The organism is Streptomonospora nanhaiensis (genome assembly GCF_026642255.1).
In the GTDB taxonomy this organism is placed as follows: Bacteria; Actinomycetota; Actinomycetes; order Streptosporangiales; family Streptosporangiaceae; genus Nocardiopsis; species Nocardiopsis tropica.
Map to the genome: position 1 here is coordinate 3,134,913 of NZ_CP113264.1, position 24,456 is coordinate 3,159,368.

Annotated in this window: 21 protein-coding genes; 7 read left to right on the forward strand and 14 right to left on the reverse strand. The window is 74.7% G+C overall.

All coding sequences use genetic code 11. From position 1 onward, the window contains the following. Position 1 precedes the first annotated feature (1 nt). The 10 genes from eboE to OUQ99_RS13495 form a co-directional block, all read right to left on the reverse strand. Positions 2 to 1,168: a metabolite traffic protein EboE gene (gene eboE, locus OUQ99_RS13450; RefSeq protein WP_267949782.1), complete on the reverse strand. Its 1,167-nt coding sequence runs from the start codon at positions 1,166 to 1,168 to the stop codon at positions 2 to 4. Continuing rightward, positions 1,165 to 2,040 carry a TatD family hydrolase gene (locus OUQ99_RS13455; RefSeq protein ID WP_267949783.1) on the reverse strand — a complete coding sequence of 292 codons (876 nt, stop codon included), beginning with the start codon at positions 2,038 to 2,040 and terminating at the stop codon, positions 1,165 to 1,167. The genes eboE and OUQ99_RS13455 overlap by 4 nt, the downstream gene beginning before the upstream one ends. After that, entirely contained in the window at positions 2,040 to 2,708 is a 669-nt protein-coding gene (locus OUQ99_RS13460) for an EboA domain-containing protein (RefSeq protein ID WP_267949784.1), read from the reverse strand. Before OUQ99_RS13460 ends, OUQ99_RS13455 begins: the two co-directional genes overlap by 1 nt. Beyond that, positions 2,705 to 3,559 (reverse strand): sugar phosphate isomerase/epimerase family protein, encoded by an 855-nt coding sequence (locus OUQ99_RS13465; RefSeq protein WP_267949785.1) that lies wholly within the window; start codon positions 3,557 to 3,559, stop codon positions 2,705 to 2,707. Before OUQ99_RS13465 ends, OUQ99_RS13460 begins: the two co-directional genes overlap by 4 nt. Then, positions 3,556 to 4,434 (reverse strand): SCO3242 family prenyltransferase, encoded by an 879-nt coding sequence (locus tag OUQ99_RS13470; RefSeq protein ID WP_267949786.1) that lies wholly within the window; start codon positions 4,432 to 4,434, stop codon positions 3,556 to 3,558. The genes OUQ99_RS13465 and OUQ99_RS13470 overlap by 4 nt, the downstream gene beginning before the upstream one ends. Continuing rightward, positions 4,431 to 5,588, reverse strand: coding sequence for an inositol-3-phosphate synthase (locus tag OUQ99_RS13475; RefSeq protein WP_267949787.1), 1,158 nt, complete (start codon positions 5,586 to 5,588; stop codon positions 4,431 to 4,433). The genes OUQ99_RS13470 and OUQ99_RS13475 overlap by 4 nt, the downstream gene beginning before the upstream one ends. 47 nt (positions 5,589 to 5,635) lie before the next feature. Beyond that, positions 5,636 to 6,358, reverse strand: a complete 723-nt coding sequence (locus OUQ99_RS13480) for a hypothetical protein (protein ID WP_267949788.1) — start codon at positions 6,356 to 6,358, stop codon at positions 5,636 to 5,638. A 179-nt stretch (positions 6,359 to 6,537) separates the two neighbouring features. Beyond that, the gene (locus tag OUQ99_RS13485) at positions 6,538 to 10,872 is read right to left on the reverse strand and encodes a ThuA domain-containing protein (protein ID WP_267949789.1); all 4,335 of its coding nucleotides are present in this window, start codon (positions 10,870 to 10,872) and stop codon (positions 6,538 to 6,540) included. Positions 10,873 to 11,661: 789 nt separating this feature from the next. Further along, on the reverse strand, positions 11,662 to 12,465 hold the full coding sequence (locus OUQ99_RS13490; RefSeq protein ID WP_267949790.1) for an alpha/beta fold hydrolase: 804 nt from the start codon (positions 12,463 to 12,465) through the stop codon (positions 11,662 to 11,664). A 192-nt stretch (positions 12,466 to 12,657) separates the two neighbouring features. Then, on the reverse strand, positions 12,658 to 13,035 hold the full coding sequence (locus tag OUQ99_RS13495; RefSeq protein WP_267949791.1) for a MerR family transcriptional regulator: 378 nt from the start codon (positions 13,033 to 13,035) through the stop codon (positions 12,658 to 12,660). Positions 13,036 to 13,145: 110 nt separating this feature from the next. On the opposite strand from OUQ99_RS13495, the gene OUQ99_RS13500 reads away from it, so the two are divergent. From OUQ99_RS13500 to OUQ99_RS13510, 3 genes are all read left to right on the forward strand, one after another. Next, positions 13,146 to 14,219 (forward strand): alkene reductase, encoded by a 1,074-nt coding sequence (locus OUQ99_RS13500; RefSeq protein ID WP_267949792.1) that lies wholly within the window; start codon positions 13,146 to 13,148, stop codon positions 14,217 to 14,219. A gap of 128 nt (positions 14,220 to 14,347) precedes the next feature. After that, the gene (locus tag OUQ99_RS13505) at positions 14,348 to 15,181 is read left to right on the forward strand and encodes an NUDIX hydrolase (protein ID WP_267949793.1); all 834 of its coding nucleotides are present in this window, start codon (positions 14,348 to 14,350) and stop codon (positions 15,179 to 15,181) included. A 219-nt stretch (positions 15,182 to 15,400) separates the two neighbouring features. Continuing rightward, positions 15,401 to 15,916: a SixA phosphatase family protein gene (locus tag OUQ99_RS13510; RefSeq protein ID WP_267949794.1), complete on the forward strand. Its 516-nt coding sequence runs from the start codon at positions 15,401 to 15,403 to the stop codon at positions 15,914 to 15,916. Positions 15,917 to 16,008: 92 nt separating this feature from the next. On the opposite strand, the gene OUQ99_RS13515 is transcribed toward OUQ99_RS13510, so the two are convergent. Then, positions 16,009 to 17,949 (reverse strand): CPBP family glutamic-type intramembrane protease, encoded by a 1,941-nt coding sequence (locus OUQ99_RS13515; RefSeq protein ID WP_267949795.1) that lies wholly within the window; start codon positions 17,947 to 17,949, stop codon positions 16,009 to 16,011. Between the two features lie 77 nt (positions 17,950 to 18,026). Here OUQ99_RS13515 and OUQ99_RS13520 point away from each other — a divergent pair, with 77 nt between their 5' ends. Continuing rightward, positions 18,027 to 18,758 carry a TetR/AcrR family transcriptional regulator gene (locus tag OUQ99_RS13520; RefSeq protein ID WP_267949796.1) on the forward strand — a complete coding sequence of 244 codons (732 nt, stop codon included), beginning with the start codon at positions 18,027 to 18,029 and terminating at the stop codon, positions 18,756 to 18,758. Here OUQ99_RS13520 and OUQ99_RS13525 read toward each other — a convergent pair. Both OUQ99_RS13525 and OUQ99_RS13530 read right to left on the reverse strand, forming a co-directional pair. After that, entirely contained in the window at positions 18,736 to 19,926 is a 1,191-nt protein-coding gene (locus tag OUQ99_RS13525) for an ARPP-2 domain-containing protein (RefSeq protein ID WP_267949797.1), read from the reverse strand. The genes OUQ99_RS13520 and OUQ99_RS13525 overlap by 23 nt on opposite strands. Continuing rightward, a complete protein-coding gene (locus OUQ99_RS13530) occupies positions 19,923 to 21,350 on the reverse strand; it encodes a hypothetical protein (protein WP_267949798.1) in 1,428 nt (475 codons plus the stop codon). The genes OUQ99_RS13525 and OUQ99_RS13530 overlap by 4 nt, the downstream gene beginning before the upstream one ends. Positions 21,351 to 21,678: 328 nt before the next feature. Between OUQ99_RS13530 and OUQ99_RS13535 the strand changes: the two genes are divergently transcribed. Both OUQ99_RS13535 and OUQ99_RS13540 read left to right on the forward strand, forming a co-directional pair. After that, positions 21,679 to 22,344 (forward strand): TetR/AcrR family transcriptional regulator, encoded by a 666-nt coding sequence (locus tag OUQ99_RS13535; RefSeq protein WP_267949799.1) that lies wholly within the window; start codon positions 21,679 to 21,681, stop codon positions 22,342 to 22,344. Continuing rightward, a complete protein-coding gene (locus OUQ99_RS13540) occupies positions 22,341 to 22,646 on the forward strand; it encodes an acyltransferase family protein (protein ID WP_267949800.1) in 306 nt (101 codons plus the stop codon). The genes OUQ99_RS13535 and OUQ99_RS13540 overlap by 4 nt, the downstream gene beginning before the upstream one ends. 36 nt (positions 22,647 to 22,682) lie before the next feature. Here the strand turns inward: OUQ99_RS13540 and OUQ99_RS13545 are convergent, their stop codons facing one another. Beyond that, positions 22,683 to 23,690, reverse strand: coding sequence for an alpha/beta fold hydrolase (locus tag OUQ99_RS13545; protein ID WP_267949801.1), 1,008 nt, complete (start codon positions 23,688 to 23,690; stop codon positions 22,683 to 22,685). Positions 23,691 to 23,780: 90 nt separating this feature from the next. On the opposite strand from OUQ99_RS13545, the gene OUQ99_RS13550 reads away from it, so the two are divergent. Beyond that, positions 23,781 to 24,347 (forward strand): TetR/AcrR family transcriptional regulator, encoded by a 567-nt coding sequence (locus OUQ99_RS13550; RefSeq protein WP_267949802.1) that lies wholly within the window; start codon positions 23,781 to 23,783, stop codon positions 24,345 to 24,347. Positions 24,348 to 24,456 lie beyond the last annotated feature (109 nt).

Here is a 24,456-nt window from a genome sequence, read left to right on the forward strand (position 1 = left end):
GTCAGAGGACGGTCAGGCCGAGGTCGGTCATGCGGTCGCGGGCCCAGGCCACCTCGGCCGCGATGCCCTCGGTGAGCCCCTTTCCGTCGGTGGGGCGCGACGCCTCGGGCAGCACCGACCAGGTGTAGGTCTCCACCTCCACGTGGTCGGTGCGCGCGCCGCCGGGGCCCAGGAGGCGGCGCAGGGTGTCGGTGAGGTGGTCGGTGGTCCCGCGCAGCGGGGCGGCGGCGGGGGCGTGCAGGGGCACGTGGAAGTGGGTGCGCCAGGGCGCGTCCCCGGGCAGGGGGTCGGCGCCGCCCAGGGCCTCGTGCAGGTCGTCGCGGCCCTCCCGCGCCCCGTCCTCGCCGCGGACGCGCGTCTGGTGCAGGAAGCGGTCCTCGGTGAAGGCGGCGAGGGCCTCGCGGGCGGCCGGGTCGGCGGGGTCGGGGACCTCCACCGCCGCCGACGCCTGGGCCTTGACCACGGGCAGGCCCGCGGCGGAGAGCCTGTCCAGGGCCGCCCCCGGTTCCTCGAAGGCCGTCGCGAGGTGGCAGGTGTCCAGGCACACGCCCAGGTGCGGCGGCGGGTCCGCCAGGAGCCGGGCCGCGTCACGGGTGGACTCGACGACGCACCCGGGCTCGGGTTCCAGCCCCACCCGTACCGGGCGCTCCCGCCGCGCCAGGTCCTCCAGCGCCGCGGAGAGCTCGTCCAGGTGCGCGCGGGCGGTGGCGAGGCGTCCGGGGTCCCACGGTGTGCGCCAGGCCAGGGGGAGGGTGGAGACGCTGCCCCGTGCGGCGTCGTCGGGGAGCAGCCGTGCCAGCACCCGGGCGCAGTCCACCGTGTAGTCCAGCCTGGCCCGGTCGGTCCAGTCGGGGCGGTACACGGCGTGCTTGACCACGGGCGCGTGGAACCCGGTGTAGGGAAAGGCGTTGAGGGTCACCGTCTCCAGCCCCGCGGACGCCAGCTCCGCGCGCAGCCGGTCGGTCAGCCCCGGATCCGCCGCCAGCTCCCGGGCCAGCGGGGCGGGCAGCCACAGTCCCAGGCCGAGCCGGTCCGCGCCCAGGGCCTCGCGCACGCCGCCGCCGTGGACGCGGATCTGGCGCAGGACGCCGTCCAGGTCCTCGGCCGGGTGCACGTTGGTGCAGTAGGCGAGGTGGACGATCGTGCCGTCGGGGTGGCGCAGCCTCACGCGGCACCCCCGTCCGCACGCTCGCCGCGAAGGACGGAGTTGCCGGAGTAGGTCGCGGTGCGGTCGGCCCCGGGCACGTCGTCCAGCAGCAGGCGACCGCTGCGTCCGTAGAACTCGACGGGGTTGTCCCACAGGACGCGTTCGACGTCCCGGTCGGTGAAGCCCGCGGCGAGCATGGCCTCGCCGGTGCGCAGGGTGGCGAGCGGGTCGCTGCGGCCCCAGTCGGCGGCCGAGTTGACCACCATCCGTTCCGGACCCCACTCGGACAGGACGCGGACCATGCGCTCCGGGCTCATCTTGGTGTCGGGGTAGATGGAGAAGCCCAGCGTGCACCCCGAATCGTGCACCATCGCCACGGTGGCCTCGTTGAGGTGGTCCACGAGCACCCGCTCGGCCGGGATGCCGGACTCGGCGACCAGTTGCAGGGTGCGGCGGGTCCCGGCCACCTTGTCGCGGTGCGGGGTGTGCACCAGGACGGGCAGCCCGAACTCTGCGGCCAGCTCCAGTTGGTGGCGGAAGGCCTTCTCCTCCTCCGAGGTCCGGGAGTCGAAGCCCACCTCCCCGACCGCCACGACGCCGTCCTTGGCCAGGTAGCGGGGGAGGAGGTCCAGCACCCCGTGCAGGCGGGGGTCGTTGGCCTCCTTCGGGTTGAGCGCGATCGCGCAGTGGTGGCGGATCCCGAACCGCTCGGCCCGGAAGCGCTCCCAGCCCACGAGGCCGTCGAAGTAGTCGCGGAAGGAGCTCACCCCGGTCCGGGGCTGGCCCAGCCAGAACGCCGGCTCCACCAGGGCGCGAACCCCTGCGGCGTGCATCGCCTCGTAGTCGTCGGTGGTCCGTGAGGTCATGTGGATGTGCGGGTCGAAGATACGCATCACGCCTCCGTTCGTCGGGTGTCCAGACGGGCTGCCTGGTCGGGGAAGTGGCGCAGCACGAGGTGGACGTCGGCGGGGACCTCCCGGCCCGCCAGCGCCCGCTCCTCGGCGTGGTCGGCGCACATGCGCGCCAGCTCGGCGTCGGCCCGCTCGGGCACCCCGGCCGCCGACCCCAGCGGCACCCCGGTGAACAGGCACTTGAGGACGCCCTGGCGCCAGGAGTCCGCGTCGAGCAGGGCCGTCGCCGCGCTGGAGGCCGCCGCCGCGATCAGCCGGGTGTCGTTGGTGCGCATCGCGTCGGCCAGCAGTTCGCGCGCCGCGCCGGCCAGCTCCTCCCGGCCGGTGTCGAGCACGTCCAGGCCCCGCAGGACGGCGCGCCGCTCACCCGCGTCACCGTGGTGGTACAGGTCGCGGACCTCCTGGGCGAGCTCCGGCGGGGCCAGGGCCCCGGCCAGCGCGGCCAGCAGCTCCACGCGCACCATGTCCTCCAGGGTCGGCCCGGCCACCCCGTCGGGGTCGCCGGACGGGCCCGGCCCCCGCGCCACGCTCCGGGCAGCAGCGGGGAAGAGCACAGCGATCAGGGCGGGCCGCTCCCGTACCTGTGCGACCCGGGAGGCGAGGGCCTCGCGCGCCTCGGCCGTGCCCAGGAAGGCGTACCGCCCGCTCACACCTCCGCCCTCCGGGCCCGGGAGGCGGCCAGCGCCAGGGAGAGCGCGCGGATCGACCGCTCGGCCACCACGGGGGCGGCGTGCCCGTGTCGGGGCAGCTCCACCGACGCCAGGCCCCGGTAGCCGACCGCCTCCAGGGCTCCCAGGACGGCGGGCAGGTCGATCTCCCCGTCGCCGAACTCCAGGTGCTCGTGGACGTTCGGCCGCATGTCGTCCAGCTGGACGTTGGCGATCAGGGCCCCGGCGCGCCGGACGGCGCCCTCGGGGCCGTCCGGTTCGTTGCACACGCCGTGCCCGACGTCGACGGTCAGCCGCAGGCGCGGCGGGTCGCCGAGCCTGCCGCGCAGCTCCAGCGCGTCGGCCACCCGTTCGGCGAACATGCCGGGCTCGGGCTCGAACGCGCAGTCCACACCGTGGTCGTCGGCGGCGGCCAGGACCCGTTCCACGCCCGAGGTCAGCCGCGACCAGCCCTGCGCCCGGTCCACCCCCGCGGGCAGGACGCCCGACCAGAAGGAGACGGTCTCGGCCCCCAGGTCCTCGGCGATGCGCACGGCGCGGCACAGCAGGTCCACACGCCGTTCGGCGCCCTCGTCGGAGACCAGGGTGGGTTCGTGCTTGCGGCGCGGGTCCATCAGGTAGCGGGCGCCGGTCTCCACGACCACCGCCAGGCCCAGCTCGGACAGCCGCCGACCGATCCGGGCCGTGCGCGCGAAGGCGTCCGGGGCGAAGGGGTCCAGGTGCGGGTGGTCCAGCGTCAGCCCCACCCCCTCGTAGCCGAGGTCGGCGAGGAGGGCGAGCGCGTCGTCCAGCCGGTGGTCCCGGAAGCCGTTGGTGCCGTATCCGAACCTCAAGTGAACGACACCGCCTCGGACGCCCGCGCCGCCACGGGCGCGCCGAGGACGAGCGCGCACGCGGTGCCCGGCGCGCCGTGCCCGGCCAGCAGGGCCGCCTGGAGCGGGATCATGCCCCGGATCCCCTCACCCGTCGCCGAGCGGGCGTTGTGCGCCTCGGGCTCGACCAGCGCTCTGACCTGGGCTGAGCCCACCCTCACCGCGAAGAGCCCCGCGAGCGCACCCGCCAGGGCCCTCTCCGGGGTACCGCCCGCCGCACGCCTGCGGGCGGGCCGGGCGGGCGCGGCGGCGAGCGCGGCGGCGGCCAGGGTGCACAGCAGCGACCCCGCCGCGACGGCGGGCCGTGTCCCGTGCACCTCGCCCCGGCTCAGGGCGGTCACCCCGAGCGTGTGGACGGCCAGCGCCAGCGCGGGCCCGGCCGCGTCGGCGGGACGCGCACCCGCGCCCAGCAGCACGTCCAGCCCCCGGGCCGCCGCCATGCCCAGCGGGGCCAGCGGGGTCTGCTTGAGGAGGAGGTCGTAGCCCCACACGGTGGCGGCCAGGGCCGTGGCCACCCCCGCGGCCCGGCGTCCGCCCGCCGCCGCGGCCAGGCCCACGCCCGTGACGGTCAGCCCCGAGGCGACGGCCAGGGCCTCGCCGGGGAGCACGGCCCCGGAGGGGATGGGGCGTTCGGGGCGCTCGACCGCGTCCACCTCCCGGTCCGCGTAGTCGTTGAGGGCCATGCCCGCCCAGTACAGGCAGACCGAGGCCGCGGGCAGCGCCCAGGCCCCGGGTCCGCGCAGGCCCCCCGCCGCCGCGGCGCCGGCCAGGGTGTCTCCGGGAACGCTCAGCGCCGCGGGCAGGCGTACCAGCCTCGCCAGGTCGCGTGCTCTCATTCGGCCTCCTCCGCCGGTGCCGCGCACCAGGACGTCAGGGCCCGCCACTGTTCGGCGAGGCCGTGTTCACGGGTGCCCACGGGGTCCTTGAAGAAGAACGCCAGCTCCGGCAGGGGGCCGCTCCGGCCCTGCCGGTGGGCGTGGGCGGCCAGCCGCGCCAGGTCCAGCACCAGGGGCGCCGCCAGCGCGGAGTCGTAGCCCGACCAGGTGAACTGCAGGGACATCCGCGCCCCCAGGAACCCCTCGAACGAGACGTGGTCCCAGGCGACCTTGGCGTCCCCCAGGTCGGGGACGTAGTCGATGTGCAGGGGCCCGTCCGGCCCGTGCCCGAGCATGTGCTCCAGCCCTCGGGCCTTGGACGCGAGCTTGCTCTCGGCGTTGGCCGGGTCGGCCAGGGTGGCGCCGTCGCCGCCGCCGAGCAGGTTGACCGACGACCACGAGCGCACGTGCAGCGCCCGGGCGGCGAACATCGGCGCGAGCGCGCTCTTGACCAGGGTCTCCCCGGTCTTGCCGTCGGAGCCGGCCCACGGCACGCCCGAGCGGTCGGCGAGCCGCGCCAGGGCGGGCAGCCGGGGTCCGGTGTTGGGCGTGAACTCCACGAACGCGCAGCCCGCGCGCAGGGCCGCGTACGCGTACGCGGAGCTGGCCGGGATCCGCGCGGTCCCGGTGTCCAGGGCCGCCTCCAGCGCGTCGGCGTCGGTGTGTTCGGCGTACGCGCCGGGCCGGGGCTCGGTGCTGGACAGGTCCACCACCACGACGCGTTCGAGCGCCTCCCGCTCGGAGAACTCCCGCAGGTCCGCCTCCAGGCGGTCCACGTCCCCGCGCCGGACGCCGCCGGAGACGTCGTCCAGGCCCCGGCGCAGACCGCGCTCGGTCCGGTCCAACCCGTCGGCGAGGGCCGGCGGCAGGTGGGCGGGCAGCACCCCCGCACCGGCCAGCCGCTCGGCGCTCTCGCGCAGGCCGGTCTCGGACACGTCGTGGCCGCCGAAGACCAGGTCACCGATCCCGGGCAGGCGCGCCCCGGCGAATTCGGGCCGCTCGGTCACGCACCCCGTCCGCCCGGCGGCGCCGGACCGCACCGCGAGGGCCCCCAGGACGGCGGTGGTCGCCACCGACCCCCGTGCCCCGATCAGCCATACTCCGACTCGCGTCAACGCATGCTCCCTTCTCCGTGCCTTCGAGCGTTCCGGGAACGGTGTGGTCACCGGTCGCCGCTGTCGCCGCCGCCCTCGCCGGGCTGTGCGCCGTCGGGGCCGAGCGCGCCGCTGCCGGGCGCCGCGGGCAGGTACAGGTGGACGTGGCCGTGGCCGGACTCCACACTGACCATGTCCAGCTGGGTGGCCGCCACCGACCAGCCGCGGACCGCCTGGGTGCGCAGGTCCCCGGCCAGCTCCAGCAGCTCCGCCTGCTGCGCGTCCTGCGCGCGCTCCGCGTTGGAGTAGGCCACGACCGCGGAGCCCAGCAGGTCCACGGCGTTGGACAGCCCCGCGTACGCGACGTTGTGGCCGGTGTTCCCGGAGGGGGCGTCCTCGAAGTGCCCGGCCGCGTCGTGGACGGTGGTCAGCCAGGAGTCGATCTCCCCGTCGTCGGGGGCGTCCCCGACGGGGGTGGAACCGTCGGGCGGGACGGCCGCGTCCAGGCTCTCCACCACGGGCACCAGCACCTCGTGCGCGGCTCCGGCGCGCTCGACGAGCTGATCGACCTGTGCGCGGTCGCGCTCCTGCGCGGAGGCCTGGAGCTCGGCGACGCGCGCCGGGTCGGGGGCGGTGCGGTCGTCCCCGGTGAAGGAGAGGACGAGGACGGCGACCAGGGCGGCGACCACCAGGACGGATCCGGCGGTCAGCCCCCAGGTGAGCTTGGGCGAGGGGGCCTCGGCCGCCTCGCGGTGCGTGTCGGGGGAGGAGCGGTCCTTCTTGGCGGACACCGTGGCACCTTCTTCTCGTCGTACGTGTGGGCCCGGCGCCGCGACGTCGTGGTTCTCGCCGTCGGGGCGCCACCGCGGGGGTGGCGGGGCCGGCCGGAACCGGCCCCGCCGTGGTCAGGGGGCCTTCGGCGGACGCCCGTCCCCCGGGGGAGGGGGCGGCGTCCGCCGAAGGCGTCCCGTCACTCGTCGTCGATGAGGGGACGCAGCCTGTCGGCCAGCTCCAGCAGCTCCTCCCTGGCGGCGCCGTCGGCGACCGCCTCGGCCACCTCGACGAACCGGTTCAGGGCGTGTACGGCCTGCCCGTTACGGCCGACGTTCAGGTGGTGCTCGGCCAGCTCCAGCTGGGGGATCAGCCGGCGCGCCTCGGACCTGGTCAGCGCGCCGTCGTCCTCCAGGGCGTCGATGCGCTCGTGGACCTCGGCGAACGTGACCGGTTCGACCGCGTCCAGTTCCTGGACCAGGACGTCGCGGAAGAGCACCCGGTCGGCCTCGCCGTGGTTCTGCAACCCGATGTGGCCCGAGGACAGGTCACGTGCCGGGTCGGTGCTCTCGAACTCGTTCACCAGCTCCCCGTTGATCCACACGCGGATCACCGGGTCGGCCACCTCGATCTCCATCTCGTTCCACTCGCCGACCCGCGCGGGGTGGGAGTCGGCCGCCTGGAAGCCGTAGACGGCACCGGTCCGGTGGACCGGGTCGCCGTCGGGCGCGCCGTAGCCGTCGATCTGGATCTCGTAGCCCTCCTCGACGGCGACCCAGGGGTCGTCCCCGGGGTCGGGGAAGCCGACGAAGACACCGGAGTTGTCCGACTCCTCTGAGGCGAGGAAGTCCAGCTTCAGCCGGTAGGACTCCCACTCCGTCTCGTGCCGGAGCAGCCCCATGCCGCCCCGGGTCTCCAGGGCGCAGCCGTCGCCGTCGTCGACGACGTCGAAGCCGCCCGGGCCCGCCATGGCCCACCCGTCGAGCGACGCGCCGTCCCACAGGGGGGTGTAGCCGTCCTCGGCCTCGGGCGGGGCGCACTCCGGCGGCTCGGCGCCGCCCGCCTCGACCGTGACGGTGGCGGTGCCGGAGGCGCCGGTGTTGCCGTCGCCGTCCGTGGCCACGGCGCTGACCTCGTACTCGCCCTCGGCGGCCCCCTGCCAGACTGCCTGGTAGGGGTCCTCGGCCACCGTGGCGACGACCTCGCCGTCCACGAGGAACTCCACCTTCTCGACCCCGGACCCGGAGTGGTCGGCGACCTCGGCGGAGAGGGGGACGTCCTCGCCCTCCTCGAAGACCGCGCCGTCCTGCGGGCTGGTCAGCTCGGTCTGAGGGCCGTGCCCCCCGTGGCCGTCCAGGACCGCCTCGAAGTAGTTGAGGTTGAACAGGCTGTCCTCGGCGGAGGTGTCCTCACCGGTGAAGACCAGGTACAGCGTGAAGGTCTCGCCGGGGTCGGCGACGTCCATGGTCACGTCGGTCCACTCCTGCCAGCCGCCGGTGGAGGGCACGTCGACGCTGCCGAGCAGCTCACCGTCGGGAGCGTTCATGCGTGCCTCGATCGCTCCGCCCGCCCCCGCGGAGGCGACCCGGAACTCCATCTGCTCGACCCCGACCAGATTGGTCGTGTCGTAGGAGGTCCAGTCGCCGTAGCCGATGTGGCTGACGTTGACCAGGCCGCCCTCGGCGTCCTCGGTGGGCTCGGTCCGGACCCCCTGGCTGTCGGTGAAGTACTGGGCCTGCGTCCGTGCGGGCTTGAGCGTGATCCCGTCGCTTCCGGTGAGGGCGGGCGCCCCGTCCCCGCCGGAGTCGGTGTACTCGGCCTGCAACGCCCAGAAGATGTTCATGTCGTGCCCGTGGCCGCCGTCGACCTCGGTGAGGCTGACGTCCTCGCAGCTGTCGTACTGGGTCCACGGGTGGGCGTGCCGGTCGTGGCCGAGCGAGGCCGTGACCGCCACGTCGCCGCAGTCGATGCCCGCGCCGACCGAGCCGTCCTCGGCGTCCTCCACGTCCACGGTGAAGGGGATCTCGTCGCCCCAGTGGAAGTACTGGCCGTCCTGCGGGGTCCGGAAGGAGACGTCGGGCGCGGTGTTGCCCGCGGTGACGGTCGTGGTGGCCGTCCCGGTGCGCCCCTCGGCGTCGGTCGCGGTCAGCACGACCGTGTACTGGCCCGCCTCCTCGAAGGTGTGGGTGGGCGAGACCTCGCCGGAGGTCCCGCCGTCGCCGAACGACCACGCGTACTCCATGGGCAGGCCGCCGGGGTGGTGGGAGCCCTCCGCGGAGAACTCCACCTCCAGCGGGGCCGGTCCCGAGGTCGCGGAGGCGCTGATGTCGGCGACCGGGGTGGTCCCGCCGCCGGTGTAGTCGATGCGCGACAGCGCCGAGTCCGCGGCCCCGCCGAAGTAGCCGGACCCGTACTCCAGCACGTACAGGGAGCCGTCCGGGCCGAACTCCATGTCCATGGGGTTGGCCAGGCTGATGTCGGGGACGGTCTCGGTGATGTCCAGGACGTCGCCGTCGTCGCCCAGGTGCACCTGCTTGATCCAGTCGCGGTCCCACTCGTAGAACAGCGGGATGCCGTCGTAGTACTCGGGCCACTTGGTGTCCGACTCCAGTTCGGGGTCGAACCGGTAGGCCGGACCGCCCATCGGGGCGCCGCCGCCCGTGCCCAGCTGCGGGAACTCCTCCGACTCCTCGTAGCTGTACCAGATCGAGGCGGGCGTGACCGGGGGAAGCTCCTCCAGCCCGGTGTTGCGCGGGGAGTCGTTGACCGGAGCGGCGCAGTCGAACGCCTCCCCGGAGGTCCCCGACGCGAAGTCGTGGTCGACGAACGCGCTGTTGTTACCGATGCAGTAGGGCCAGCCGATGTTGGCGGGCTCGGAGATGGCGTGCCAGGAGACCGTGTTCTGCGGCCCCCGGTCCGGGTCGGGCTCGTTGGCGTCGGGCCCGTAGTCGCCCAGGTAGACGGTGCCGTCCTCCTCGTCCACCGTGAACCGGAACGGGTTGCGCAGGCCCATGGCGTAGATCTCGGGCCGGGTCTGCTCGCCGCTGTACTCCTCCGGCGGGAAGAGGTTGCCCTCGGGGATCTCGTAGCCGCCGTCGTCGGTGGGCGTGATCCGCAGCAGCTTGCCGCGCAGGTCGGCGGTGTTGGCCGAACTGCGCTGGGCGTCGAAGGCGGGGTTGCGCGACTCGCGCTCGTCGATCGGCGTGTAGCCGTCCGACCCGAACGCGCTGGTGTCGTCGCCGGTGGCCAGGTAGAGGTTGCCCTCGGAGTCGAAGTCGATGTGGCCGCCGACGTGGCAGCACATGCCCCGGTCGGTCCCGACCTCCAGCAGGACCTGCTCGCTGTCCAGCTCCAGGGTGGGGGAGTCCCCGTCGGCGAACTGGAAGCGGGAGAGGTTGTTGTGGCCCTCGTAGGGCTCGAAGTCCTCCGGCGAGCCGTCCGCGGGCGCCTCACCCGGCGGGATGCCCTCGATCACGGGCGCGTAGTACAGGTACACCCACCCGTTCTCCTCGAAGCCCGGATCCAGGGCGATGCCCTGTAGCCCGTCCTCGTCGTGGTTGTACACCGGCACCTGGGCGATCAGCTCGGTGGTGTAGGTGTCCGGGGACCACAGCCGCACCTCGCCGTCGCGGGTGATGTGCATGACGCGGCCGTCGGGCAGGACCGCCAGGCCCATGGGCTCGCCCACGGCGCCCTCGCCCTGCGCGAGGGTGACCTTCTCGAAGTTGTCCCACTGCGTGGCGCCGCAGTCGCCCTCGGCGGCCCCGGCCGCCCACCGCAGGCCGCCGAGCAGGTGCTCGGTGAACTCCGGCTCGGAGTAGGACTCGACGGTGTGGCCGCCGCCGGTGTACCAGGACCTGCCGCCGTCGTAGGCCTGACACCAGGCGATCGGGTGGTCCCATCCCATCTGGCCCCCGGGATCGACCTGGTCCGCGTAGGAGTCCTCGTCGAGTCCGGCCAGGACGTGCACGTCGCCGCGGGGGGACAGGTCGAAGTCGTACCACTCGTCGTGGCGTTCCCAGCTGGCCGGGAGGTGCTCGGTGGAGGGGTGGACCCTGTCGTTGACCACGACCCGGGCGTCCTGCGTGCCCGGCGGGTGGCTGGAGAAGTAGCCGCCGACGAGGTCGCCGTACCACTCCCAGTCGTAGTGGGTGTCGGAGGCGGAGTGGACGCCGACGAAGCCGCCCCCGTCCTGGACGTAGCGCTCGAAGGCGGCCTGCTCGTCCTCGTCGAGCACGTCGCCCGTGGTGGAGAGCCAGATCACCGCGTCGTAGGCGGCCAGGTCCTCGTCGTTGAACACCGAGGAGTCCTCGGTGTGCTCGGTGCTGAAGCCGTGCTCCTCGCCGAGCGCCTCGACGAGCGCGACGCCGTGGGGGATCGAGTCGTGACGGAAGCCGGTGGTCTTGGAGAAGATCAGCGTGGAGAACGCGTCCTCGCCGGTCTCGTCCGCGTGCGCGACCGGTGCGGTCACGGTCAGCGCCATGGTGACGCCGACCGCGAGTGCGCCCAGTGTCAGCAGGGGTCTCTTCTTCATACGGAACCTCACCTGGGGGTGGGAGCGAATCGATGAGTCCGTGCGGCGTGCCGGCGCCGACGGCAGGGGCGGCCCGGCGGTCGCGCGGCCCGGTGGGGGCCGTGTGGCTGTGACCGGTGGGCTGACGGGGAGTTCCTGCTATCAGGTGCGGGAAGCGGGGGTGTGCCGCCTCATCGGCCTCAGCCCATACCGGCTCCTTTCCTCGCAGACCTCGTCGTGGTCGGGCGGCGCGGTGGCCGGGCGTCGGGGACCCGGTCCACCGGCGCCCCGTCCACGTCGTGGAGGGGGGTTCCGGCGGGTGGTCCCCGCCGGACTCCGCTTGGTGCAGGGGGTACAGCTCTTCGTGACCGGTGAAGGCCATGCCGACGGTCCGGAGACACCACATCACCCGGGTTTGTGATCTGCCTCACCTGGCTGCCTCGAACCGTACGTCGGTCTTATGTCGATCGTCAAGCAGAAGTTGTCAGTGCAGGTCTCAATAGGTAGGGTCCGGACGTCCAATAGAGGCGGCGCTCAGGGAACGGGGACGCGCGCGCCCACTCCTTTGCGAACGCGCCCGGGGCACGCCCCGGACCCGGAGTCCACCCGGCGGCCCGGCCCGCCCCGCTCCTTCGCTCCGAGGGCGGCGGGGTGCGCACCGGCGTCCCCGTACCGGCCTGGACGGAGGAGACGGAGGGGTGGCGGACGGGCGCGAGCGGACCGCGGCCGGGGGACTGGTGCGAGGCGCGCGGCCCCGCCGCCGTGGCCCCGCCGCCGGCTCCGGCGACCGGGACCGGACGGATCCGGGGGTCAGGCGGCGGGGACCGTGCGCAGGAAGTCCCGCACGGCCAGGGCGTAGCCCGACGGGTCGTCGCGGTGCACCCAGTGCCCGCATCCCGGCAGCACCCGCAGCCGGGTACCGGGCCGGCGCTCGGCCATCTCACCGGCCTGCCGGGCCGACAGCAGCGGGCTCAGGCCGCCGCGGAGGAGCAGGGCGGGACAGTCCGAGCCCAGCCAGTCGGCCCAGAAGTCCCCGGTGTTGCCTTGCTGGGCCGCCAGCATGTCCCGGTGGTCGAACCGCAGGCGCCAGGTCCCGTCGTGCTCGTAGGCGCTGTCCGTGAAGTACCCGAGCGCGGGCACGCCCTGACGGGTGAGGAACTCCGCCAGCGCCTCCCGGTCCGGAAAGGCCGTCGGCCACGAGGTGGTGTCGAACACCGGGTTCTCGACCTCGGAGGCGTCCGTGACGGCCCCGATGTCCTCCACCACCAGGGCGCGCACCAGCTCGGGGCGGCGTGCCGCCAGCTGGTAGGCGGTCACCCCGCCGAGGGAGTGGCCGAGGACGATCGCCGGGCCGGCGCCGAGGTGTTCCAGGAACGCGGCCGCGTCCCCGACGAAGGCGTCGCGGCCGAGGTCGCCGCCGTGCTCGGAGAGCCCGTGGCCGCGCTGGTCGAGGGCGATGACCCGGAAGTCCGGGGCCAGGTACGGCGCGAGGCCGGCGAAGGAGGCGGCGCGGCCGAACGTCCCGTGCAGGGCGATCAGCGGGACGCCGCCCCCGCCGAAGTCGAGGTAGCTGAAGGCGCGCCCGTTCAGGGCGACGGGGGTCTGGGCGATCATGGGGCGTCCGGTTCCTCGGGTCGGGGGCGTGCGGTCCCGGTGGCGGTGGAGGGCCTGGTCGGTCCGGCCGGGGCCCGGCGCGGCGGCCGGGGCGGCGGTCGCCGCCGCCGGCTCTCCACGCTACAGGGCGGTTCCGGGCCGCTGCCGCGTTCCGGAGCCGGTGCGGCCGGGGCGCCGAGGGGGGCCGACGGTTCAGACCGGGCCGCTCGCGACGAGCCGCCTCCGGTACTCGTGCGCCTCGGCCACCAGTGCGTCGAGCGCCTCCCGTCTGCGCACCAGGTCGCCGATCTCCCCGGTGATCCGGGCGCGCTCCAGCTCCATGCGCCGCATCGCGCTGTCGAAGGTCTCCTCGCCGGGCGTCTCGGCGCAGGGCAGCACCTCGGCGATCACCCGGCTGGAGACCCCGGCGGCCAGCAGCCTGCGGATGAACGCCACGCGCTCGACGGCGTCGTCGGTGTAGTGCCGCTGCCCGGCGGCGCTGCGCGTGCTCCTGAGCAGCCCCTGCTCCTCGTAGTAGCGCAGCAGCCGGATGCTCACACCGCTCCGTGCCGCGAGCTCCCCGATCCTCATTGCTCCCCTTGTCGTGACCTGTGACACAGCACTTGCCCCTCACATAGATGTCAGGTTTTAGCGTAGCCACCGTACCCACCCCGCTCCACAGAACGCGAAGGAGTCCTCCCGTGACCGCACTTCTCCAGCCGTACCGGCTCGGCGGCCTGACCCTGCCCAACCGGGTGGTGATGGCCCCGATGAGCCGCGTGCGCGCCGCCGCCGACGGGACGGCGACCCCCTCCATGGCCGCGTACTACGCCCAGCGGGCCACCGCCGGCCTCATCATCGGCGAGGGGGCGCACCCCAACGCGGTCGGCCGGTCCAACCCCGGCACGCCGGGTCTCCACACCGAGGAGGCCGCGGCCTCCTGGAGGCCGGTGACCGACGCGGTCCACGCCAACGGCGGGCGGATCTTCGCCCAGATCATGCACGGCGGCCGGGTCTCGCACCCCGACACCACCGGAACGCGGCCGGTGGGCCCCTCGGCCGTCGCCGCCGTGGGCGACGTGTTCACCCCGGCCGGTCCGCAGCCGGCGCCGGTGCCGCGCGCGCTGGAGACGGAGGAGGTGGCCCCGCAGGCGCACTCCTACGCGGAGGCGGCCCGGCGCGCCGTGCGGGCCGGGTTCGACGGGGTGGAGCTGCACGGGGCCAACGGCTACCTCATCTCGCAGTTCCTCTCCTCGGAGGCCAACCTGCGCACGGATGTCTACGGGGGGTCGGTGGCCAACCGGATCCGGTTCGCCGTCGAGGCGGCGGCCGCGACCGCCGACGCCGTGGGCGCGGACCGGACCGGTGTCCGGCTCTCGCCGGGCTCGGCCTTCTGGGGGGCCTCCGAGACCGACGTGCCCGAGCTCTACGCCGCCCTGCTGCGGGAGCTGGCCCGGCTCGGCGTGGCCTACGTCCACCTGGAGGCCACCGCCCCCGACGAGCTCCTGCTGGACCTGCGCCGTGCCTGGCCCTCGACCCTGATCATGAACCCGTCCGTGCCCATGGGACCCGAGCAGGTCGACCGGGCCGCGGCCGACCGCTGGCTCGGACTGGGAGCCGACCTGATCAGCTTCGGCCGCGCCTTCATCTCCAACCCCGACCTGGTCGAGCGCCTCCGTGCCGGACTGCCCGTCGAGCCGGTCGACGAGGCCGTCTACTACCAGGGCGGCGACCAGGGGTACCTCACCTACCCGGCCTACCGGTACAGCGCGTGATCCGGGCGCCGGGGCGGCGCCCGCCGCCCCGGCCGCCGCGACGCCCTGCGGCGGGCGGTGGCGGGGCCCACCGCGCCGATGTCCGGAAAGGGCGCCCGCAGGGGCCGCCCCCACGGCAGGATGGCCCCATGGTCAAACGTGTGTTCGAGAAGAATTCGGGCCCCGCCGCCCCCTCCCTGAGCGCCCACGTGCTCCTCCTGCGCGGCGGAAAGGTCCTGCTGGCGCGGCGGTCCCCCGACGCGGCCTACGCCCCCGGCCTGTGGCACGCCGGCGCGGCCGGCAAGGTCGACCCGGGCGAGGACGTCGTGTCCGCGGCGGTGCGCGAGTGCGACGAGGAGCTCGGCGTCCGGGTCGACCCCCCGGACCTGGAGTTCGCCCACGTCGTCCACAGCCAGGAGGGCGCGGAGTGGGTCCACTTCTTCTTCGTGTGCAGGCGGTGGGACGGCGCTGTCGTCAACCGCGAACCCCACAAGCACACGGAGGTCGCCTGGTTCCCCGCCCACCGGCTTCCCGAGGGGACGGTCGGCTACTGCGCGCAGGCCCTCGCCCACGCCCTGACCGGCGAACGGTTCTCCCAGCACCGGACCCGCACCCCCTTCCCCGCGCGCCGACCCGGCGGGGCGGAGGAGGCCGTGCTGGGGGACGCCGGGGTGGCGGGCTCCCTCGCCCTGCTCCTGGAGGGCGTCGCCGAGGAGCGGAGGCGCCAGCAGACCCTGTTCGGGGTCCAGCGCCTGTCCCCGGGCACGGGGCCCGAGCACGGGGAACAGGCCGGGCGGGCCAGGGCCCGGGTCGACCGCGCCGGTGCCGCACCGACCTGGTGGGACCTGGCCTTCGAGGAGCTGTGCGAGGCGCGCGCCGCCGCGACAGACGAGGAGCTGCGCACCGAGCTCGTCCAGACCTGCGCGGTGCTGGTGCAGTGGGCCCAGTCCACGCTCCGCCCCTCCGGGGGGACAGGGGCCTGAGCCCCGGCACCCCGCCCCGTGGTGCGCCTGGCCGGCGGTGAGGACCCCGGGGCGGGAGGGGGGAACGGACATCGCCGCCAGCCAGGCCGATGAGGTGTCCGCCGTCACCGTCCGTCACGTGCACGATCTCGTGCAAGGTGTGCCGGTGCGGGAACGGGGACCCGGAGCCGTTTCCCCGGACACCCGTCACACGACTACGCACCGTGACAGCATCGGGGTATGAGTGAAACCACACGCACCATCACGCTCCTCCGCCACGGCAAGGCCGAGTGGAACGACGGGGAGGACCACGAACGCCCGCTCGCGGAACGGGGGAGGAAGGACGCCCCGGCCGCAGGGAGGTGGCTGGCCGGCTCGGGACTCCTGACCGACCTCGTCCTGTGCTCGACGGCCGCGCGCTGCCGGGAGACCTGGAAGCTCGCCGCCGCCGAACTCGCGCAGCGCCCCAGGACCGTCTACGAGGACCGGCTCTACGAGGCGTCGGCGGGCGAGCTGGTCGCCCTGCTCAACGAGGTCGACGACGAGGTCGCGCACCTGCTGGTCGTCGGCCACAACCCGGGCGTGCACGCCCTCGCCGACGCGCTCGCCGGTGAGGCCGAGGGCGACCTGCTCCCCCGGATGAACCGCTCCGGGTTCCCGACGTCCGCGATCGCGGTGCTGAGCTTCACCGGGAGCTGGAAGGGCGTGGAGCACGGAGCCGCGAGGCTGTCCGGCTTCTGGGCCCCGCACGCCTGACGGCCCGGCCCGCCGGGGGCCGGCGCGCTCGGCCGCCGCCCCGGCCGTCCCCGAGGCCGCTCGTGAGCCCGTCCGGACCGGGGCGGGGAGGCTCAGGAGCCCTCGGCCGGGACCGTCGCGGCGTAGCGGGCGGCGAGGGTGCGGAAGGCCTCCTTCGGCTCCCAGTGGCCGTCGTCGGGGGACAGTCCCGACTCCAGCGGCGGTGGGCGCACGATCCCGAAGCTCGCCATGTCCAGGTCGCGGGCGGGGTCGGGGGAGTAGCGGCAGTCCCCCTCGACGAACATGCACACGAACGCGCCCATCACGTCCTCGGTCTCGTACACGTCCAGCAGTTCGCCGATGACCTCGGCCTGGACGCGTTCGTCCCGGACGTGGCCGCCCGTGACCCGGCGGTCGTCCAGGTCGTCCCAGTCCATGATGTCGCCGCCCGACCCGCCCTGGTACCGCGCCGCCTCGTAGGAGCAGCAGCCGAACTCGGTGACCAGGACCGGTTTGCCCGTCGCCCGCAGCCGCCGCAGCCCCTGCCGGTAGGTGGCGCGGGTCAGGACGTCCAGGTAGTAGTCCACCCCGATGACGTCGAACGGGGTCCAGTCCACGCTCTCCCAGGTTCCCGAGCCGTAGGTGAGCGGTCCGCCGAACCGGGCCCGGGCGGTGGTCGCCAGCTCGCCCAGGAGGCGGTTGAGGCGGTGGTTGAACAGCGGGAACAGCGGGGACAGCAGGCCGAGCGACCTGGTGCGCGCGTCGAAGTCGCGGCCGGGGACGATGCCCCGCACGAACATGCTGAGCTCGCAGCCCACGTTGACGCCGACCCGCTCCGGGTGCTTCTCGCGCAGCCGCTCGGAGAACTCCGCCGTCCGCGCGAGGCGGGCGACGGCCTCCTCCCGGCCGCCGTCGACCAACCGGGGCTGGACCCACACGTACAGCCCGCGGGCCAGGGCGAGGCGGGCGGCCTCCTCCAGCCGCCCCAGGTCCTCCCCGAAGACGGTCACCGCCGTGCAGTGCAGGTCCTCGCGGATCACCCGCATCTCCTCGTCCACCACGTCGGGACGCCACCGGGGGCGCGAGTGCTGCCCCGGCAGGTAACTGGAGCCGACGTCGTACAGGACGCCCTTCTGCCCGAGCTCGCGGCGGGGCCCGGGCAGGGCGTCCGGGGTGGCCGCGGCGAGGTCGGGGCGCCGGCTCCGGAGCGAGGTCACGGCCCAGACGGCGGCCAGCGCGGGCCCGAACACCAGCAGCACCTCCCACAGCCCGACCGCCTGGAGCAGGCGCAGGTCGAGCGCGGTGTACACGAGGCCTCCGGCGGCCAGGGCCGTGCGTGTCGCGAGCACCGTCCACACCTCGCCGGTGGTCATGCGCAGGACGCCGGTGAACACCCCCAGGAGGAACAGGTGGACCGCGTTCGCGTACGTGCCGGCGACCAGCACGGCCGACACGGCGAACAGCGCGGCCTGGAGCAGGAGGGCCGCCCAGGGGGAGAACCGCTCGCCCAGGACCCCCTGAGCGTAGCCGCGGAACACCAGTTCCTCGGGCAGCAGCTGTGCCAGCACGAGCAGCGGGAGCACGACGGCCAGGGCCGGGGCGGCGCCGGCCGCGGCACCGGGGTCGACGGAGGCCGCGCCCACCGCCACCGCGGCCACCAGGAACAGCGCGGTGGCGAGCAGCGTCGCCAGCAGGGCGGCCAGGGGCATGGCCCAACCCTTCGGGTACCGGCCCAGGCCGAACGCGGCCAGGGGGCGGCGGTCCAGGAAGCGGGCGGCGGCCCACACCAGGGGCACGGTCCCGGCCACGGTGAAGACGGCGCGCACGGCCAGGGTGAGCGGCGCCTCCGCCGAGGCGTCCGGGCCCGGGAACAGGACGGTGGAGGCGGCGGCGAGGGCCCCGATCCCGGTCGCGGCCGCCGCGACGGCAGCCGTCCTCAGCAGGGGCGCCGCCCGCGGCGGGGGCGCCGACGGGGCGGGGGCCGCAACCCCCTCGGCGGGGGGCTCCTGCCCGGGCCGGGCTCCCCGCTCCGGCGGGGGTGTCTGTTCGGGCATGGGGGCCTCCCCGAGATAAACTCCGTACACTGTTCGACTCATCGAACAGTGTACGGAGTTCTCGGGAGGAGACAACGGTGGCGACCGCCGACGACCCCACGACCACCCTCGGACTGCTGTGGGACGGGCCGTCGCGGCCCCGGCGCGGGCCCCGGCACCACCTCACCGTCGACGCCCTCGTCGGAGCCGCCCTGGAGATCGCGGAGCAGGAGGGCGTCGACGCCCTGTCCATGCGCGGTCTCGCGGCCAGGCTCGGCGTGGGAGCGGCCACCCTGTACACCTACGTCCCCGACAAGTCGGCCCTGATCGCCCTCATGGTGGACACGATGATCGGCGAGGCGCCGCTGCCGCACACCCGCCCGGGGGACTGGCGGGAGCGCGTCGAGGCGTGGGCGCGCGAGAACCTGCGCGCGTACCGCGAACACCCCTGGCTCGTCCGGCTGATGGGCGCCGCGCAGCCCGTCGGCCCCCACGCCTTCGCCTGGACCGACTCCGCGCTCCGCGTCTTCGACGGCACCGGCCTGACCGGCCACGAGGCGCTCACGGTCGTCGAGGCCGTCGACGGCTACACCCGCGGCCACGTCGCGAAGGCGGTCGAGGCCGACCGGGCCGCGCGGTGGACCACCCCCGACGGACGCACGTGGGACACGGTGCAGGACGCCTTCCTGGAGGCGCACGCGGAGCCCGGCCGCTACCCGGCGATCGAGCGCCTCACCGGCGCCCCCGGTACCGAGGAGGTGTTCGAGGCGGGGCTCGCCTGGCTCCTGGACGGCGTCGCGCAGGGGATCAGGGAGCGCGCCGCCGGGTAGCCGCGCGGTGCTCCGCCAGCAGGCCGGGGGAGAGCAGGTGGGACAGGCGCGCCCGTTCCAACCGGTCGACCAGGCCCGAGCGCGTGGTACCCAGCGAGAGGGCCGCCCGGTCCAGCTCCCAGCCGGCCTCCCCGAGCACCCGGAGCAGTCGGCCGCGGCGGCTCTGGGCGGGGGAGAGCCGGAGCGACTTGAGGTAGGCGACGCGGCCGTGCCGGTCCGCGACGACCTCCCCGACATGGTCGACGCCCCCGCGGGCGAAGGCCGGGACGAGCCACCTCACCGTGAACGGGCGCTCCCGGGGGTCCGGCGCGCCGGCGCCGCCGAAGTCACGCGAGCCGCCCGACGTGTGCAGGCCGCCCGTCAGCGAGGACAGCATCAGGTCGTCGTGGGCGCGCAGCGTGTCGCTCCGGCTCCGCTCCACCCGCTCGCGCAGGTCCGCCAGGGTGCGGACGCCGCGTTCCCGGATCGGTGTGTACAGCGGCCGGGCCTCGCCCGCCAGCAGCCCGTACATGTACAGGCTCTCCCCGAACATGTCCATGAGCAGGCCGGCGTGCAGGGCCCGGTAGTCCTCCGGGTGCGGGTACAGGTGCGCCGACGCCAGGACGTCGGCCAGGTGGACCACGACGCCGCACTGGTCCGGATGGATCTCGAAGACCCGCAGCGCCTCGGCCAGGCCCTCGATCTCCCCGCCCAGGTACGTGGTCAGCGCGGGGGAGGACAGGCCGCGGTGGACGGTGGCGCGGGACCACTCCGCCCAGGCGACGGAGGGGCCGCCCGCGTGCAGGGACAGCAGCCCGTCCACCGCCAGGTCCAGCGGCAGGAACCGGGCCCTGCCGCGGACGGCCGTGCGCGCCTTCCGCGACCGCAGGTCCAGGTGCGCGCGGCGCGGGGCCGGGGAGCGGGGCGGGAGGATCTGGGTCCCGTAGGAGGCGCTGGGCGCGGTGTCGCCCTCCCAGGTCAGCACGTACGCGTGGGGGACGAGGCAGCACGTCCCGTCGTCCTGGGAGGCGGGGTCGTCCACCAGGTCGCCGGCCACCAGGGGGTGCAGCCGCAGCCGCGGGACCGGCGCGGACCGGAGCAGCGGGACCAGCCGGACGTTCCCCCACTGCTGGGCCGGGCCGGTGCGCACGCCCTCGCCCAGGGCCAGCCCCGGGAACCTCTCGCTCACGGGGCCTCCAGATAGGCGTCGGCGGTGGCACGCAGGTGTTCGCGCAGGTCGGACAGGCCGAGGCGGCCCTCGCCGAACCGTGCCAGCTCCACCAGGGACGGCAGCGTACGCGGATCGCGCAGACCGATCGTGGGCACGGCGGGGGAGAGCGGCCGCATCCCCAGCCCGTCGGCGTCGAACACCGGGTTGAGGTGCACCATCGCGGTGGCGCGGTCCGGGTCCACGTACCGCCGCCACAGTGTGAGGGTGTCGGCGAGCAGCGGCGGGGTGCTGTCGTGCCCGTCGGACACCACGACCACCCGCGCGGGGCCCGTGTCGAGCGCGTCCAGGATCCGCTCCGCCAGGTGGGTGGGTCCCGCCGGGCGCACCGTCAGGGGGTCGGTGTGCCCCGACACCCAGTGGGAGGTGCTGTCCGGGGCCAGGGCCCGGATCAGGTGGTGGCAGGCCAGGGCCGCCGCCAGCGGGTGGTGGCGCCGCACCGGGGAACCGATCGAGGAGTAGCTGTCGTCCAGCACCGCGGCCGTGCGGGGCCACGTCCCCGCCGCCGGACCGGCGGCGCGGAGCGCCGACGCGGCCAGCGCGCCCTCCAGTTCCGCGCGGCGGTCGCGGCGCTCGGCCGTCGGCAGGGAGAGCACGTACACGCACAGGCGCAGCAGCGGGGCGGCGGCCGGGTCCGGTCCCGCGCCGACGCCGTGGCGCCGCGCGGTCCCCGCCAGCCGCAGCCGCTCCGCACGGGTGGCGCGCTCGCGCACGCCCTCCAGGAACACGCCCCGGGGCACCCGGTGGCGGGCCGCGAACCCCTCGGCCACCGTGTACGGCAGGTCGTACAGGTCCGACGCCGAGTAGTGGGCCCTCCCGTGCGCCCGCAGCAGCGGGGAGCCGTAGCGGTGCCGCCTGCGCTCCCCGGGCGGGGAGAACAGGAACACGCCCACCTCCTCGGGCAGGGCGACACGGGCGTGCCGGGCCGCAGCGCGCAGCCCCGGCCGGTACTTGACCGCGTCCAGGTCCAGGTTCGGGCGTGCGGCGATCCACGCGCGCATCGTGGCCCGGGTGCGCCGGTTGTTGACCCGCTCCCGGGCCAGGCGGGCGAACAGGCGGTACACGCGCTGGGGCGGCATCTCCGCGAGGCGGCGCCGGATCAGGGCGTTCTCCCGCGCCCGCTCCCCGGCGGACGCGCCGGTGCGCGGGTTCGACAGCAGCCGGTGGACGATGGCGGCGGCGTTGTGATCGTTGACGTGCAGCGCCAGCGCCAGCGCGTACAGGTCCGGGTGGGTCCCGTGGACGTACTCGTGCAGGAACTCCAGGGACAGCCGCTGCTCCGCCGCGCCCGAGTGGAACTCGCGCTGCCCCGTCGAGGAGATCGCCGCGCTCGCGAACAGCAGCAGGTCCTCGCAGGCGAGCAGGTCGGCGTAGGTGTCGGTCATGGGGTCTCCGGCGCGGCAGGGGGGAGGACGGGCCGGGGAGCGGCGGCGCGATCGGCGTGAAGGGTGCTTGAAAGGCAGTTCTCGGAAGTCGCGGTCAAGTCCCACGGCCCGCCCGCGCCGACGGTAGCAAACCCCCCGTCCCCGCCGGTACCGGGTTTCGCGGCGGCGCGGGCCTTCCCCCGGGGCCCGGGCCGGGCCGCAGGCGCGGAACCCCGCCGGGTGCGTCACCCGGCCCCTCTGTGCCCGGACCGGTCCGCCGCCCCACCGGGCCGTCATCGCGGACAACTTCTTTCCCTCACGAAACTTCAGCACCATCACCATAGGCCGCTTGTGCTACTTTCAGGCGATTCAGCCGAAAAACAGGCCGGTCGTTCAGAAAAGGGCGTCCTTCATCGAGGAGGCCCGCCGCGCACAGATCGTCGAGAGCGCCGTCGAGAGCCTCTCGGAGCTGGGCCACGCCAACACCTCGCTGGCGCGCGTCGCCGAACGCGCCGGCATCAGCAAGAGCGTGATCTCCTACCACTTCGCCGGGAAGACCGAGCTGATGGAGCAGATCGTCGAGGAGGTCTACCTCGACATCGCCCGGTTCGTCCTGCCGCGGACCGAGGAGGAGCCCACGGCGACCGGCGCGCTGCGGGCGAGCATCCGCTCGGTCGCCGAGTACATGCGGGACCACCGCGCCCAACTGCTCGCCCTCGGGGAGGTCCTCAGGAACCTCCGCGGCTCCGAGGGCGAGCGGCGCTACGACGCCCCCTTCGACGAACAGGTCTACGAGGGGCGGGAGGCGATATTCCGCCGCGGCCAGGAGGCCGGGGAGTTCCGCGCGTTCGACCCCCGCGTCATGGGCGTCACCGTGCAGTCCGCGATCGACGGCATGTTCGGCTACTGGGTGAAACGCCCGGAGCACGACCTGGAAGCGCACGCCGAGGAGCTGGCCGACCTGTTCGAGCACGCCACCCGCGCCGGGCACCCCGGAGAAGGGGCGAACCGGTGACCCGGCCCATGGACAGGGCGGCCGCCGTGCCGCCCACCGCCCGTCCGCGGCTCCTCTACGTCGACAACCTGCGCACCGCGCTGACACTGCTCGTGGTGCTCCACCACGCCGCCATCGCCTACAGCAACATCCCGCGCTGGTACTACGTGGAGACGGCGGCCGACCCGTCGGGAACGCTCCTGGACGTCCTGCTCCTGCTCAACCAGGCGTTCTTCATGGGGACCTTCTTCCTCGTCTCGGGGCTCTTCGTCCCCGGATCCCACGACCGCAAGGGGACCGCGGGCGCCCGGAAGGTGCTCTGACCGCCCCTGCCGCCGGGGGCCGCGGCCACGCCCTCATCACCGGTCGTGGGCGGCCCAGTGCCCCTCCAGCTCCGTGCCGAGCCGTTCGGCGGCCTGCATGGGGAGGGAGTGGGTGGTGTCCGGCCAGACGGTGACCGGTTCCAGGCCCAGGGCCCGGGCGCGGTCCGCGGCCTCCCGGCCGCCCGCCAGGGACTTGTCGGCGGCCAGGTCGACCCGCACCGGCACGGACAGCGACCGCCACTCCCCGTCGGTGAGCGTCCGGGGCGTCAGGGAGACGGCGGAGTAGTGCCGCGACCCCTCGTCGATCATCACCGACATCGGCGTGCGCTCGCGGACCTCCTCGACCGAGACGCCCCCGATCCCCGCCAGCGCGCGGTCCTTCCACGACTGCGGCCCCGGCAGGAAGAGCAGGACCGACCACAGGTAGGTCGAGGCGGGCAGCCCGTGCAGCACCATCACCGGTTCGAGCAGGGTCAGGGAGGCCACGCGGCCGGGGTGGGCGAGCGCGTGGGTGGCCGCGATCGCCCCGCCGAAGGAGTGCCCGACCACGTGCGCCCGTTCGAGGCCGAGTCCCGCGAGGGTCTGCTCCACCCACGCGGCCTGCTCGTCGAAGGAGGAGAAGGGCACCGACTGGGTCGACATGCCCGCGTCGCCGACCGCGTCCATGGCGTAGACGGTGCGCCGGCCGATCCAGTGGGTGAGGTTCTCGCCCCACATCGGTGCGCCGGAGCGGGTCCCCGGCAGGAGCACCACCGGCAGCCCGCCCTCCGCCCCGTCCCCCGGGGCGGCCCACTCGTACACCCGCACGGCGCCGTACCCGGTGGCGACGTCGTGGGTGCGGGTCGGCACGGGCAGGGCCGCCATCACGTCGTCGTAGGCGGCCCGGTAGGACTCGAACCCCTCGCGGCTGAGCCAGTGGCCCACCTTCGGTTCGGGCGCCGCGACGGAGGCGGCCTTGTCCACCACCAGCCACGCCACCACCAGTGCCGCCAGGACCTGCAGCACGCGGCGGCGCCGGGTCCGGCGCTCGGGCCTGTCACTCATGGGAACCCCCGGAAATACAGTCGTATTGGACCGTGCTCCGAGTGTACACCCCGGCAATACGTTCGTATTGTCCTTGGTTATGATGGCGGCATGGACAGCTCCGGGCCGGACGAACGAAGGACCGCCATCCTCCGGGCGGTGTGGCGGGTGATGGCGGAGGGCGGCATGGGCGCGGTGTCCATCCGCAACGTGGCCTCGGCCGCCGGGGCGTCGGTCGGGCGGATCCAGTACTGGTTCCCGAGCAAGGACGAGCTCCTGCGGGCCGGCCTGGAGGAGATGCTCTCGGAGGCCGCGCGACTCCACGCCGAGGCCACCCGCGGCGCCGACGACCGCGAGGCGCTGTGGCGGCTGGTCGGCCATGCCGTTCCCCGGGCGGAGACGGACCGGGTCGGGGTCTCGGTGTTCCACCAGTACGTCGCCGCCGGTTTCCACCACCCGGAGCTGGCCCGAGTCCTGGCCGGGGCCAAGGACGGGGCGGAGGCCGAGGCGGCCCGGCTGCTCGCCGGGATCGCCCCCGGCCTCGCCGACCCCCGCGCGGCGGCCCGCTCGCTGATCGCCACCGCCGACGGCCTGTCCATGCGCGTGCTGATCGGCGGCCTCTCCGCGTCGGAGGCCGAGGAGGCCCTGCGGGCCGAACTGGACAGGGTCCTGTCGTGAGCGGTGGGGGCGCTCCCGGGCCGGAGCCGGTCGCACCGCTTCCCGTGTGACGCGCCGGGCGGCCCACGGGGTTTCTCCGCCGGACAGCGATGATCCCCGTAATTCACAT